A 12,683-nucleotide genomic window follows, 5' to 3' on the forward strand; every position below is an offset into this window, starting at 1 on the left:
CACACCCTCCCGGTCGGTGGTGTGGTCGTCCGCGAAACGACGGTCACCCGTCGCGTCCGGCACGTACTTCACACAGACGACGATCCTCAAGCTCATGAGCGGTTCTCCTGTCACGGGTGCACGGGTGCACTGGATCCATGGCCTCAGGTCATGCCGAGGGTACTGAGTGCCAAGTCCGGCCCGGCCGCGACCCGCGCGCCGCGAGCACCACCTGGACCGGCGTACCGTGCCGGCTCTCTTCGACTGGCGTCAGAGGCTCCACCGAGAGAATACGGCACTCAGTACCCCTGGTAAAGGCACTCAGTACCCTTCCTGGTGTCCCGGGGCCCTCGGGCCGTCCGGGCCGCCCCCTTGCTCCGCGCCGCCGAGGGCGACGGCCGCCTCCCCGGTGTGGACGCGGAAGGTCAGCGACTCCTGGAGGTAGAGCCGGACGGTGTCGGCGTCGTGCGCGAGGTAGCCGACCGAGACGTCCTGGCCGAGGACGAGTTCGAAGTCGCCGCCCCGGGTGGAGAGCAGGAAGGCACCCTCGATGGCGGGGGCCCAGATGATGTCACCGTCGAGCAGGCGGGCCAGGTGGTTGTGCACGGGGTAGCCGTGGTCGCTGGTCTCGTTGACGGCGGTGAAGGCGGCGGCTCCGAGCAGGAGCGAGTACGGGCCGCCGACGCCGGCCAGCCGCAGGGCGGTGAGGGCGCGGCTGACGGCCTCGGGGTACTCCCGGACGTCCTCGGGGAGCGGGACCGGCGGGTTGGTCGCGCCGGCCCGGATGCCCTCGATGGAGGCGGCGCGGTAGCCCTCGAAGACGGCCCGGTCCTCGGCGAGGGCGAGGGTGCGGGCGGCGTCCTTGACCGGCTGCCAGTCGGAGTCCCGGGAGCCGCGCTCGACGTCGTCCACGGCCGCGCGCGAGACGGTGAAGGGCACCCGCAGTTCGACCACCGGACGGCTGGCGCGGGCCTGCGCCCGGACGCCGTCGAGGGGTGGCTCGATGCCGGTCAGGTGGCCGGTGCCGACGGCGGCGAGCCCGGCGCCCCCGGGCCCGGTCAGGTCGACCACCCGGCGGCCGGCGATGTGCAGTTCGAAGGTCTGGCGGGCCTCCTCCTCGATCTCCTCCCAGGCCGGGGCGGAGACCGGGGCGAGGTCCCGGTGGAGGTTGTTCATGCGCGGGGTCCTGTTCCGGGCTGCTGTCGGGGGGTCTGCTTGAGGCTGCCGATGCCCAACGAGCCGTCGGCGGCGGGCCGTGCGGTGCCCGGCGGGCCGCCGACTGCGGGCGGTGCGGTGCCCGGCGCCGGCGGCGGGGAGCCGAGGAAATCGGCGGTCGGGACGAAGAACAGCGAGCCGGTGACGGCCGTGGAGAAGTCGAGCAGCCGGTCGGTGGTGCCGGGCGGGTCGCCGACGAACATGTTGCGCAGCATCTCCTCGGTCACCCCGGGGTCGCGCGCGTAGCCGATGAAGTAGGTGCCGGACTCACCGCCGTGCGCGAAGGAGCCGAAGGCCATGTTGAAGCGGACGATCTTCCGCTCCTCGCCGTCCGGGCCGGTGATCACGGTGAGCGCGACGTGCGAGTCTGCGGGTTTGACGTCGTCGGCCAGTTCGATGTCGGTGAGCTTGGTCCGGCCGACCGCGCCCTCCTGTTCCTCGACGCTCAGCTCGTTCCACTTGTCCAGCTGGTGCAGGTACTTCTGGACGACGACGTAGCTGCCGCCGGCGAAGTCCCGGTCCTCCGCGCCAACCAGCGCGGCGGTCACGGCGGCCCGGCCTTCGGGGTTCTCGGTGCCGTCCACGAAGCCGAGCAGATCCCGGTCGTCGAAGTAGCGGAAGCCCTGGACGGAGTCGACCACGACGGCCGCCCCGGCGAGCCGGTCGGTGAGCTGCCCGGCCAGCTCGAAGCAGAGGTCCATCCGCTCGGCCCGCAGGTGCAGCAGCAGGTCACCGGGGGTGGCCGGGGCCCGGTGGTGGGTGCTGGCCACCTCCTGGAAGGGGTGCAGGGCGGCGGGCCGGGGGCCGTCGAAGAGCCGGTCCCAGAGCGCGGAGCCGATGCCGGTGACGCAGGTGAGGCCGCCTTCGGGGGCCCGGAAGCCGACCGAGCGGCGCAGTCCGGCGAGGTCGGGCAGCAGGTCGCGGACGGCGTCCTCGCCCCCCGGTCCGACGGTGAGCACCAGGAAGATCGCCGCGCTGGTCAGCGGCGAGAGCACGGCCTGCGGTTCGGTCCTGGGCCGCGGTTCGGGTGCGTCCTGCGGGTCGGACTGGGCCTGCGGTTCGGGCTGCATGTCGTGGTCCTCCTCGGGACGCCGGGCTCAGGACACCGTGCCGACGACCGGATCGACCACCATCAATCTGATCATGGGAATGATTACATCGCAGAGCGGACAATTCGGCGCGGCCGACACGCATCCGGACGAACCGACGGGCCCCGGGCACTTCCGGGCCGCCGCCGGGGCACGGCGACGGGCGGGTGCGCCGCATCGCACACCCGCCCCTCCGTCGCCCGTCCCGACCGGTCAGCCCCGCAGGGCCGCCAGCTGCTGCTCGAACGGCACCACCTGTTCGGGCACCGCCGGCGCCGCCGGGGCCCGGCCGGACAGCAGCGCCGCCAGCTCGCCCGCCGCGCGGTCGATCCGGCGCGGCAGCCCGTCGGTGAGGCCGTCCCCGGACGCGCCCCAGTCGTCGGTGGCCGCGTAGACGGCCGTCGGCAGCACCACCGCGCGCAGGTAGCCGAAGAGCGGGCGCACGGCGTGTTCCAGGGCGAGCGAGTGCCGGGGCGTGCCGCCGGTGGCGGCGATCAGCACCGGCTTGCCGGTCAGCGCGTCGTTGTCGACCACGTCGAAGAAGGACTTGAACAGTCCGCTGTAGGACGCCGTGAAGATCGGCGTCACCGCGATCAGTCCGTCCGCCTCCGTGACCGCCTCGACCGCCTCGCGCAGCGCGGCGCCGGGGAAACCGGTCACGAGGTTGTTCGCGATCTCCACGGCCAGGTCGCGCAGTTCGACCACGGTGACGTCCACCTCCCGCCCCTCCAGGGCGAGTCGGCGCACGGTCGAGTCGGCGAGCCGGTCGGCCAGCAGGCGCGTCGAGGACGGCTTGCTCAGCCCGGCGCTCACCACCACCAGCTTGTACGCGGTCACTTGGACGCCTCCACCTTCTCCTCGTCGGCCTTCTCGTCGGCCTTCCGGTCGCGGGCCGCGACCAGCGCGGCGTGGGTCGGCCCGTCCGGCACCTGCGCCGGGCGGCCCTTGGCGAACTCCTCGCGCAGCACCGGAACGACCTCCTCGCCGAGCAGGTCCAGCTGCTCCAGCACGGTCTTCAGCGGCAGACCGGCGTGGTCCATCAGGAACAGCTGGCGCTGGTAGTCGCCGAAGGTCTCGCGGAAGGTCAGCGTCTTCTCGATGACCTCCTGCGGGCTGCCGACGGTCAGCGGGGTCTGCTCGGTGAACTCCTCCAGCGAGGGCCCGTGGCCGTACACCGGCGCGTTGTCGAAGTACGGACGGAACTCGCGCACCGCGTCCTGGGAGTTCTTCCGCATGAACACCTGCCCGCCGAGCCCGACGACCGCCTGCTCGGGCGTGCCGTGTCCGTAGTGGGCGTAGCGCTCGCGGTAGAGGTTCACCAGCTTCCGGAAGTGCTCCTTGGGCCAGAAGATGTTGTTCGCGAAGAAGCCGTCCCCGTAGTAGGCGGCCTGCTCGGCGATCTCGGGGCTGCGGATCGAGCCGTGCCAGACGAACGGCGGGACGTCGTCCAGCGGGCGCGGCGTGGCGGTGAAGCCCTGCAGCGGGGTGCGGAAGCGGCCCTGCCAGTCCACGACCTCCTCGCGCCACAGCTGGTGCAGCAGCGCGTAGTTCTCGACCGCGAGCGGGATGCCCTGGCGGATGTCCTTGCCGAACCAGGGGTAGACCGGGCCGGTGTTGCCGCGGCCCATCATGACGTCCACCCGGCCCTCGGCCAGGTGCTGCAGCATCGCGAAGTCCTCCGCGATCTTCACCGGGTCGTTGGTGGTGATCAGGGTCGTCGAGGTGGACAGGATGATGCGGTCGGTCTGCGCGGCGATGTAGCCGAGCATGGTCGTCGGGGAGGACGGGACGAACGGCGGGTTGTGGTGCTCGCCGGTCGCGAAGACGTCCAGGCCGACCTCCTCGGCCTTGCGGGCGATCGCCACCATGGCCTTGATCCGCTCGTGCTCGCTCGGGGTGCGGCCGGTGGTGGGGTCGGTCGTCACGTCGCCGACGGAGAAGATTCCGAACTGCATGCTGATCACCACGTCCCAGGTAGTCCAACTTTCAACCACCTTAGCAGCCGGGTGGGGTCGGGTATTCCCACCCACAATGGAAGGGAGGCGGGGCGTCGACGATCGGCGGGGACTCCGGAAAGGGCGGCGGACGATGGCGCCGTACATCGCGGTGAGCGCGCTGAGCCACGAGGGCCTGGTGCGGGAGCACAACGAGGACAGCCTCACGGTCGGCCCCTGGACGCTCTGCGCCACGGTCACCAGCAACCCGCAGACCCTGCTGTTCCCGCTCGGCCCGCCCTGCGTGGTCGCGGTGGCCGACGGTCTGGGCGGCCATCCCGGCGGCGAGGTGGCCAGCGCCGTCGTCGCGCGCCGGCTCGCCGCCGACGGGGACGCCCTCGACGGCGAGGAGGCCGTCCGGGAGGAACTGCAGGAGTGCAACCGGGCCGTCTACGCGGCCGCCGCCGGGGAGCCGGAACTCGCCGCGATGGGCACCACCGTCGCCGGGCTGGTGCTGCTGCCCGAGCGGGCGGTGGTCTTCAACGTCGGCGACAGCCGGGTCTACCGGATCGCCGGGGACGGGCTGCGCCGGGTGAGCGTCGACGACAGTCCGCCGCTGCCGCCCGGCCGGCGCACCACCTCGATGGTCACCCAGACCCTCGGCGGCTCGCTCGGGCTCACCTTCGTCGAACCGCACGTCCGGGTGGCCCCGCTGGCGCCCGGCGACCGGTACCTGATCTGCAGCGACGGCCTGACCGACCCGGTGCCCGAGGAGGAGCTGGCCGAGGTGCTGGCCCGCTCCGGGGAGGGCGGCGAACGGTCCGACGGCAAGGCCGCGTTCGAGCTCTGGAAGGCGGCGATCGAGGCCGGCGGGCCGGACAACATCACCCTGGCGCTGGTGCGGCTCGGCGGGTAGCGGGCCGGGGCGTCGGCACCGGCGAGCCCGCCGGGGCCGCACGTCCCCGGCGCCCGCGGAACGCAACGGGAACGGACCCGCCCCGGCGGGGCGCCGAAGCGCTCCGCCGGGGCGGTCACCTGTCCGTTCGCCGTCTTCGGCTCACATCTCGCTCGTGACGGTCACCCCGCTGAAGCCCTGCTGGGCGTAGAGGCTGAAGTAGACGTAGCCCGCCGGCGGGTTCGTCACGGTCAGCGTCTCGGAGTTGTCCGGGCCCGCCGAGCGCGTGGCGTAGCCGTCGGTGTACGCCCAGCTCGCCGGGTTGTAGTAGAGGTCACCGTTGCCGGTGCCGCCGCTGCTGGTGATCTTCACCTGCTTGGTGCCGGCCGGCACCAGGAGGTAGAAGTGCGCGTAGTTGCCCGTGGTGGCCGCGACGTTGCTGCGGGCGCAGCCGGCGTCCAGCTGCCGGGTGTCGGCCGCGGTGCACTCCGGCACCTGCGGGACCGTCGGGCCGGTGGCGCAGGCACCGCTCGCGCACGCGGTCAGCCAGCTGTCGAAGCCGGCGTCGTAGCGGGTGCCGATGGTGGTCTTCAGCAGGGTGCGGGCGCCGGCCCAGTCCCCCACCCGGTACTTGGCGAGGACCGCGTCCATGTCGGGGCGGTGCTGCTCCAGCATGTAGCGGACGGCGAGGTAGCCCCACCGGTAGACCCGGTCCTGGTCGCCGTAGGCGGTGTCGAAGAGGTCGCTCAGCTTGTAGGTGTGGCGTCCGGCGGCCGCGATGGCGGCGTCGTTGGTCACCTTCCGGTAGGAGTAGGAGACGTACTCGGCGAAGCCCTCGACCCACCAGACGGTCGGGGTGGTCATGCCGGCGTTGAAGTCGCCGTACATGTCGAACCGGCCGTCGAGGTAGTGGGTGTACTCGTGGTTGAGGTTCCAGATCTCGAAGGACGGGCGGGCCCACTCGGCCTCGTAGCAGAGGAAGCGCGGCTGGTTGCCGGCCTTCGCCGGGTCGCCCTCCAGGTACATGCCGCCGTTGTTGGTGTCGATGCCGTAGATGGCGGCGGCGAGCACCTGGTAGTCGAGCGAGGAGTGGAAGACCACGACCTCGATCGTGTTGTTCCCGTCGTCCTTGACCGGGCCGTTGTCCTTGACCACCGAGTGGAAGTAGGCGTCCTGGCCGGTCAGGCTGGTACAGGCGGTGCCCAGCTGGGTGCTGTCCAGCGCCTGCGCGATCAGCTTGATGCTCGGGCTGCAGGTGTGGTTCACCGTCAGCACGCCGGCCTTGAGCTGGTCGGCAGCGTTGCAGGTGCCGTAGTACGAGCAGTTGGCGGCGTCGTAGTAGCCGACCGCGTCGGCGACCGCGGCCCACTGGAAGACGGTGCGGCCGTTCGGCGCGGACTTCGCGACCAGGTCCTTGGCGAGCGGACGGACCTTGGCCTGGAGGGCCGTGTCCTTCAGGAAGCGGGTCAGCTCCTTGGTCGCGTTGTAGACCAGCACGCCGAAGTCGCCGCCGAGCAGGTCGTTGTTGCGGGTCGCGAAGGCGGCGAGGGTGTCCAGGACGCTCGGGTCGGCCTCGACGGCCGCGTCGAAGCCGGCCACCTGGTGACCGCGGAACAGCACGGTGAACACCGGGTTCACCGACCAGGCCATGCCGGCCGGGTTCCAGGTGGCGCTGTCGTAGTCGGTCAGCAGCCGCTTGACGACCGGGAGGTAGCGGACGTTCTCCTGCGCGCTGTCGATCAGGGTGACGGCCTCGCCGAGGATCGGCGCGTTGCCGGCACCGACGTCGCGCGAGTGCGCGCCGCCGAAGAACGCGTCCAGGCCGGAGCGGATCGCCGTCTGCAGGGCGGTGCCGTACGTGCCGACGTCACCCGGGTGGTACCACTGCGCGAAGTAGCCGGCGCGCAGGAAGAGCACCAGCTGCTCGACGGAGGTGGAGTTGTCGCCCGGGTAGCTGCCCGCCGCGTCGCGCAGCGCGTACGCGACCGTGGTCATCTGCTCCTCGCGGAACGCGCCGCGGGCGTCGCCGCCGGTGAGCTGGAAGAGGCTGTTGATGCACTGGATGTCGGCGGCCTTGATGTGCTGGACCAGGTCGCTGCCGGTCCGGCCGGTGAAGTCGCCGGTGTTGCAGGCCTGTTCGGCCGCCGCCAGGCTGCGGGCCTGCGCGGCCTGCCGGGCCTCGGCCGGCCGGGTGTCCAGCGGCAGCGGGGCGCGCTGGTCGGCGGAGGCGAACTGCCGCTCGCCGACGCCCCGTTCGGGGGTACCCCGCGCAGGGGTGCCGGTGGCGGGCTGCGGCGCCGGTCCGGCGGAGCCGGCGGGGGCGGGCGCGCCACCGGGGGCGGCGGCGGGCGCGGCCTGGCTCTGCGGCGCGAACAGGCCGACCGCCAGGAAGAGGGACAGGAACAGCGTCAGCAATCGTGCCGGCTGCGCGATGCGCAGCAGACGTGAAGGACTCACGTGGGGGCCTCCGGGCCGTCGTCGGCCGCGATTGGGGCGCGGCCGGTGGGGGGGCGAGGACCGTTGGTGGCGGTGCCGCGTGGGGGCGGTTCCGCCATGGACACGGTGGGGAGTGTGACATGTACCATGGCACACATCACATGGCCTTGTGAACCCTGGCTACTGTGTGCAGTTTGCGGGGAAAACGCGCGAAAGCCGTGGTGACGGTTCGTCACCACGGCTTCCGGGCCGGTCAGTTGCCGCGTCCGCGCGACGTAGGCGGTCGCCGCCCGCGCGACGTGCGCGGTCGCCGCGTGCGTGCTACTTGCGCAGCAACAGGATCACACCCGCCGTCGCGAGGCCGACCACGACGGCGGCCACGCCGTACGCCAGGCGGTGCGCCCGCACCACCGGCAGGAAGCGGTCCACCGCGTAGCGGCCCGGGCCGGTCAGCGCGAGCGCGGCCGCACCGGCGGTCAGCAGCAGCTCGTACTCACTGCCCTTCGGGGCGAAGAAGCCGCCGCCCCAGGTGACGGCGATCGCGTTGACCATCGTGCCGACGATCGCGGCGCCCGCCAGCGGGGTCAACAGGCCGACGGCCAGGGCGAGTCCGCCCAGCGTCTCGGTGAGGCCGGCCACCACGGCCATGGCGTTGCCGGCCGGGTAGCCGCTCATGGTGAAGAACTGACCGGTGCCGTCGATCCCGCCGCCGCCGAACCAGCCGAACAGTTTCTGGCTGCCGTGCGCGGCCATCGTCAGGCCGAGGACGAGGCGCAGGAGCAGGAGTCCGGCGTCGTAGGCGTGCGGGGAGGTCGCCGCGGGGCCGGAAGTCTCCCGGGCCGGGCGGACGGTGGGGCTGGTGGCGGCGGTCGTGCTCGGGCTGCTGCTCGGCATGCGCGTCTCCATCGATCGGGGTCGGTCGGTCGCCGCCGGCCTGGGCCGGCGCGCGTGCGTGTGGTGGGGCGGCGGGCGGGGGTCGTCACCCCGGCACCATTGTTCAAATTTGAACCTGCCGCCTCCCGACCGTACCTTGGAGTTCGAATTTGAACAACTGACGGTCCGTGGGCGACTCGCGGCCCCCACCCGGCCCGGGGCAGGGTGGAGGCATGTCCCAACGCAGGCAACACCAGCGGGCCGCGCGCACCGGCACCCCGTACCCCGAGGCCCTGGCCGCCTTCGACGAACGCGTCCGGCTGATCACCCCCGACCAGTGGGACTCCCCCACCCCGTGCAGCGACTGGTCCGTCCGCGACCTGGTCAACCACCTCACCGGCGAACAGCTCTGGGTTCCCGAACTGCTGATGGGGGCCACCATCGGCGAGGTCGGCGGCCGCTTCGACGGCGACGTGCTCGGCGCGGACCCGGTCGCCGCCTGGACCGACGCCGCCGAGGCCGCCCGCCAGGCCTGGGCCGTCCCCGGCGCCGCCGACCTGACCGTCCACCTCTCCTTCGGGGACGTCTCCGGCCAGTACTACCTGGACCAGCTCACCACCGACCTGGCGATCCACACCTGGGACCTCGCCGAAGGCACCGGACGGCGCACCCGGCTCCCGGCGGTACTCGTCGACTTCGCGCTCGGCCAGATCTCCGGCTACGGCGACCTCTCCGGCAGCGGGCTCTTCGACCCGCCGCTGCCGGTGCCCGAGGACGCCGACCCGCAGACCCGGCTGCTCGGCCTCGCCGGGCGGCGGGACGGAGGATGACCGCCCGCTCACCCGGCTGACCGGCGCGACGCCGGATACTGGAAGGCACGGGGGCCAGTTTCCGTGCGAGAGGCGGGCGAGCCATGAGTCGCAGGCCGGACATCCTCGGCGAGTTCACCGCCGACCACCGGGCCGTCACCGAGCTGCTCGACGCGATCGGGGCCGCCCCGGCCGGCAGCACCGACCGCGGCGACCTGGTCACCAGGCTGACCGACCTGCTGTTCGCCCACTGCGCCGCCGAGGAGGAACACCTCTTCCCGGTCGTGCAGCACGACGTGCCCGACGGCGGGGCACTGGTGTTCAGCAGCATCCACGACCACCTGGCGATCGGGCAGTACCTCTCCGACCTGCAGGCGCTCCGCCCGGCCGACCCCGCCTTCGACACCCTGCTGCGCGGCCTCGACGACACCCTCCGGCGCCACCTGCGCGGCGAGGAGGAGCAGCTCTTCCGCGCCGCCCGCAAGTCCGTGCCCGCCACCGCCCGCGCCGCACTCGGCGACCGGCTGCGCGCCGAGCGCGAGACGCTCGGAACGGCCGACTGACCGCGGGCCCGCCGTCGATCACGGCTGCCCCGCGGTCAGCGCGCCCAGGCCGTGACACCGCCCCCGACGGTCAGGGCTTCGGCCCGATCACCGCGAACCGGGCGCCCTCGTGGTCCCGCAGCCGGGCCACCCGCCCGTACGGGGAGTCGAAGACCGGGCCCAGCGCCGCGCCACCCAGCTCGACCGCCCGGGCCAGCGCCTTGTCGGTGTCCGGGACGGCGAAGGACACCTCCCAGTGCGGGGGCATCCCCGCCGGGCCGCTCGACTCCTCCCTGGCCAGCGCGGCGACGCTGTTCCCCTCGGCGCGCAGCACCACCCGGTCGTGCTCCCAGCGGACGTCGAAGCGCTCCGGGTCACGGCCGTCCCAGCGGAACACCTCGCCGTAGAACAGCGCCGCCGCGAACGGGTCGGGGGTCCGCAGCTCGATCCAGACCGGGGCCCCCGGCAGCTCCAGCTTGCGGGCCCGGCCCAGCGGGCCCTCCCAGATGCCGAACACGGCAGCCGCCGGGTCGGCCGCGAACGCCACCCGTCCGGCGTCGAAGGCCAGCGGGCCGATCGCGAGCGTCGCACCGCGCTCGCGCACCGCGTCGGCGGCCGCGTCGGCGCTCTCCGTCCCGAAGTAGCTGGTCCAGGCGACCGGGATCGCCCCTTCGCCCGCGACCCCGAGGCCGGCCACCGCCTCGCCGTCGACCACCGCGTGCACGTACGGCCCGAAGTGGTCCGGGCCGGTCTCGAACTCCCACCCGAGCAGCGGTCCGTAGAACGCCTTGGCCCTGTCCAGGTCCCGGGACATCAGGCTCACCCAGCACGGAACGGCCGGCACACAACGCACCCTGGCGGTCTCACCGCTGCCCATCGCGGACCTCCTCGCCCACCCGGCCGCCGGGCCCCTCCCGACGCGCGCGGCCCACAGGCCGCCCGGGACGCCCACAGCCTAGGCCGCGAGCCCTGACACCCCGGGGAAGCCATGCCCGGGATCAGCGCACCCAGTTCTTCAGCGGCTCGGTGTCCAGGGAGATCCCCACCGGGTCCGGCAGCCGCACGGTCCTGCCGAAGGGGAGGGTCCGGACGCTCTCGTAGCGGACGCCGTCCGGCTGGCTGTGAACGACGACCTCGGCGGAGTCCCGGTCGATCAGCAGGTGGACCGGGATGCCGGCCTCGGCGTAGGCGCGTGGCTTCTCGACGCGGTCCCGACGATCGGTGTCGGAGTCGAACGAAGTGACCTCCGTGACCATCAGCACGTCCTCGGTCGTGGCCCAGTCTCCCCGCCCTACAAAGGCACCGGCATCGGCGAGCGTGCCGTCCGGGCGAGCGAACCCACCCCGGTAGCCCTCGATCTTCAGCCCCTGGTCATGTACGTGGAGCTCCGGCCGGGCCTGAATGCAGATCCGGTTGAGCCACTGGACGATGCGGCCGTGGTCGCCCTCTGGCACGGGCTTGATCCCCAGCTTCCCGTTGATGAACTCCAGCCGGATGCCTTCGACGGTCCGGCCCGGATGACGGGCGAACTCCTCGAACTGCTCGGGCAGCATCTGCGGGCGCTCGGAGATCGCGGTCACGGGCCTTCCTCCTTCGCCTGGGCACCCCCCGGGTCAACGCACGCGCCGGCGAGTGGTTACAGGCTTTCCGGCTTACGACGACAGCGCGCGCCACGGCCCCGGAACCGGCCGTCACGCCTCGCGGGCGGCCTCGCGCGAGAGCTTGAGGGTGGTCTGCAGGGCGAGGAGGTAGCCCGCGTGCATGCGCTCGGCGGCAGCCTCCTCGGCGTCGCCGCCGCCGAGGTCGAGTTCGCCGCGGAAGGTCAGGGTGAGGCCGTCCTCGTCCTCGTCGATGTCGTTGTGGATCACCCAGGTGGCGACCTCGTCGCGGCGGAAGAAGCTGACCCGGGTCTTCGGGTGGAAGACGATCTCCTCGCGGACCCGCTCCCCGTGGAAGACGACCTCCCGCACCAGACCGTTCCCGGTGCGCTCCAGGACGGTGCACTCGTCCATCGCGGCGACGAAGGGCACCGCGTTCTCGGCCTTGCGCAGCAGGCCGGCCCAGACGTCGTCACGGGTGAGGGACGTCTCGTCGGGGTTCGCCGGGTCGTTGACGCGCACGGTCTGGCTGATGACTCGCATGGCTTGCTCCCCTGGTCGCCTCGGCCGCGCATTATTTGCGCGGCCAATCATTTTGCTTGCGCGGCCAAGTAAACGCCTCGGACCGCTGTCAGCGCAAGGGGAATCCACCCGATGGCCACAGACAACCCTCGGCCGCCCGCAGGCTGCCAGCCCATTGATTGCCCATACAATGACCGCGTGCGCGATCCAAGGAACCAGCCCCTCGCCGAGGCGGGCGGCATCAGCCAGGCCATCGCCCGGGTCTCCCGGCTGCACCGGGCCAACGCCGAACGCCTGCTGCGCCCCCACGGCCTGCACGCCGGCCAGGAGCTGCTGATGATGCTGCTCTGGGAGCGCGGGCCGCAGCCGCAGGCGGCGCTGATCGAGGAGCTCGGGGTGGACGCCTCCACCGTGACGCGGATGGTGCAGCGCCTGGAGCAGGCGGGGTTCCTGCGTCGGCGGCGCAGCGAGACCGACCGGAGGGCCGTGGTGGTCGAGGCGACGGCGGCCGCCTGCGCGTTGCGCGACCGGGTCGCGCGGTCCTGGCGGGAACTGGAGGCGATCACGCTGGCCGGACTCGACGAGGCCGACCGGGCCGCACTGGCGCGCCTGCTGGAGCGACTGGAGAGCAATCTGACCGCCGTCGACGAGGACCCCGGGGCGACGACCGACGAGGACCCCGGAGCCACGGCGATGTGACGCGGGTCACATCCCGGGAGGAAATTCCGGGGACAGATTCCCCGTTTTCGACTACGTTGGCAGAAGCGGGGAGAATTTCCCCGGTATCCTGGA

At 72.6% G+C, this 12,683-nt stretch carries 13 protein-coding genes and 1 pseudogene; 4 read left to right on the top strand and 10 right to left on the bottom strand.

Translation table 11 applies throughout. The features are described from left to right. The 5 genes and pseudogenes from AB0D10_RS23745 to AB0D10_RS23765 all read right to left on the bottom strand — a co-directional run. Nucleotides 1–96: pseudogene (locus AB0D10_RS23745) on the bottom strand (electron transfer flavoprotein subunit beta); the annotation flags it as partial. Nucleotides 97–300: 204 nt separating this feature from the next. Next, nucleotides 301–1,155 carry a family 1 encapsulin nanocompartment shell protein gene (locus AB0D10_RS23750; protein WP_360259665.1) on the bottom strand — a complete coding sequence of 285 codons (855 nt, stop codon included), beginning with the start codon at nt 1,153–1,155 and terminating at the stop codon, nt 301–303. Next, entirely contained in the window at nt 1,152–2,264 is a 1,113-nt protein-coding gene (locus tag AB0D10_RS23755; RefSeq protein ID WP_360259668.1) for a Dyp-type peroxidase, read from the bottom strand. The genes AB0D10_RS23750 and AB0D10_RS23755 overlap by 4 nt, the downstream gene beginning before the upstream one ends. 231 nt (nt 2,265–2,495) lie before the next feature. Next, nucleotides 2,496–3,119, bottom strand: a complete 624-nt coding sequence (locus tag AB0D10_RS23760; protein ID WP_360259670.1) for an FMN reductase — start codon at nt 3,117–3,119, stop codon at nt 2,496–2,498. Next, nucleotides 3,116–4,237, bottom strand: a complete 1,122-nt coding sequence (locus AB0D10_RS23765; RefSeq protein WP_360259672.1) for an LLM class flavin-dependent oxidoreductase — start codon at nt 4,235–4,237, stop codon at nt 3,116–3,118. The genes AB0D10_RS23760 and AB0D10_RS23765 overlap by 4 nt, the downstream gene beginning before the upstream one ends. A 133-nt stretch (nt 4,238–4,370) precedes the next feature. On the opposite strand from AB0D10_RS23765, the gene AB0D10_RS23770 reads away from it, so the two are divergent. Continuing rightward, complete coding sequence (locus AB0D10_RS23770; protein WP_360259675.1) at nt 4,371–5,132, top strand: protein phosphatase 2C domain-containing protein; 762 nt, start codon at nt 4,371–4,373, stop codon at nt 5,130–5,132. A gap of 141 nt (nt 5,133–5,273) precedes the next feature. Here AB0D10_RS23770 and AB0D10_RS23775 read toward each other — a convergent pair whose 3' ends face one another. Together AB0D10_RS23775 and AB0D10_RS23780 are read right to left on the bottom strand one after the other, a co-directional pair. Continuing rightward, nucleotides 5,274–7,568 (bottom strand): M9 family metallopeptidase, encoded by a 2,295-nt coding sequence (locus AB0D10_RS23775; protein ID WP_360259677.1) that lies wholly within the window; start codon nt 7,566–7,568, stop codon nt 5,274–5,276. Nucleotides 7,569–7,868: 300 nt separating this feature from the next. Continuing rightward, a complete protein-coding gene (locus AB0D10_RS23780; RefSeq protein ID WP_360259679.1) occupies nt 7,869–8,441 on the bottom strand; it encodes a DoxX family protein in 573 nt (190 codons plus the stop codon). Nucleotides 8,442–8,653: 212 nt separating this feature from the next. On the opposite strand from AB0D10_RS23780, the gene AB0D10_RS23785 reads away from it, so the two are divergent. Next, nucleotides 8,654–9,250 carry a TIGR03086 family metal-binding protein gene (locus AB0D10_RS23785; protein WP_360259681.1) on the top strand — a complete coding sequence of 199 codons (597 nt, stop codon included), beginning with the start codon at nt 8,654–8,656 and terminating at the stop codon, nt 9,248–9,250. Between the two features lie 83 nt (nt 9,251–9,333). Continuing rightward, entirely contained in the window at nt 9,334–9,792 is a 459-nt protein-coding gene (locus AB0D10_RS23790; protein WP_360259684.1) for a hemerythrin domain-containing protein, read from the top strand. Nucleotides 9,793–9,862: 70 nt separating this feature from the next. Here AB0D10_RS23790 and AB0D10_RS23795 read toward each other — a convergent pair whose 3' ends face one another. The 3 genes from AB0D10_RS23795 to AB0D10_RS23805 all read right to left on the bottom strand — a co-directional run bounded on the left by AB0D10_RS23795 (nt 9,863) and on the right by AB0D10_RS23805 (nt 11,912). Beyond that, entirely contained in the window at nt 9,863–10,648 is a 786-nt protein-coding gene (locus tag AB0D10_RS23795) for a VOC family protein (RefSeq protein WP_360259687.1), read from the bottom strand. A 121-nt stretch (nt 10,649–10,769) separates the two neighbouring features. Then, on the bottom strand, nt 10,770–11,351 hold the full coding sequence (locus tag AB0D10_RS23800) for a Uma2 family endonuclease (RefSeq protein ID WP_360259689.1): 582 nt from the start codon (nt 11,349–11,351) through the stop codon (nt 10,770–10,772). Between the two features lie 111 nt (nt 11,352–11,462). After that, nucleotides 11,463–11,912, bottom strand: a complete 450-nt coding sequence (locus AB0D10_RS23805) for an SRPBCC family protein (protein ID WP_360259690.1) — start codon at nt 11,910–11,912, stop codon at nt 11,463–11,465. A 177-nt stretch (nt 11,913–12,089) separates the two neighbouring features. Here AB0D10_RS23805 and AB0D10_RS23810 point away from each other — a divergent pair, with 177 nt between their 5' ends. Beyond that, nucleotides 12,090–12,590, top strand: a complete 501-nt coding sequence (locus AB0D10_RS23810; protein WP_360259692.1) for a MarR family winged helix-turn-helix transcriptional regulator — start codon at nt 12,090–12,092, stop codon at nt 12,588–12,590. Nucleotides 12,591–12,683: the final 93 nt, after the last annotated feature.

This window comes from Kitasatospora sp. NPDC048545, from assembly GCF_040651155.1.
Taxonomy (GTDB): Bacteria; Actinomycetota; Actinomycetes; order Streptomycetales; family Streptomycetaceae; genus Kitasatospora.

Coding starts and splice junctions, on each gene's coding strand:
- AB0D10_RS23750 (WP_360259665.1), bottom strand. CDS start 1,155: ATGAACAACCTCCACCGGGACCTCGCCCCGGTCTCCGCCCCGGCCTGG.
- AB0D10_RS23755 (WP_360259668.1), bottom strand. CDS start 2,264: ATGCAGCCCGAACCGCAGGCCCAGTCCGACCCGCAGGACGCACCCGAA.
- AB0D10_RS23765 (WP_360259672.1), bottom strand. CDS start 4,237: ATGCAGTTCGGAATCTTCTCCGTCGGCGACGTGACGACCGACCCCACC.
- AB0D10_RS23770 (WP_360259675.1), top strand. CDS start 4,371: ATGGCGCCGTACATCGCGGTGAGCGCGCTGAGCCACGAGGGCCTGGTG.
- AB0D10_RS23780 (WP_360259679.1), bottom strand. CDS start 8,441: ATGCCGAGCAGCAGCCCGAGCACGACCGCCGCCACCAGCCCCACCGTC.
- AB0D10_RS23785 (WP_360259681.1), top strand. CDS start 8,654: ATGTCCCAACGCAGGCAACACCAGCGGGCCGCGCGCACCGGCACCCCG.
- AB0D10_RS23790 (WP_360259684.1), top strand. CDS start 9,334: ATGAGTCGCAGGCCGGACATCCTCGGCGAGTTCACCGCCGACCACCGG.
- AB0D10_RS23795 (WP_360259687.1), bottom strand. CDS start 10,648: ATGGGCAGCGGTGAGACCGCCAGGGTGCGTTGTGTGCCGGCCGTTCCG.
- AB0D10_RS23805 (WP_360259690.1), bottom strand. CDS start 11,912: ATGCGAGTCATCAGCCAGACCGTGCGCGTCAACGACCCGGCGAACCCC.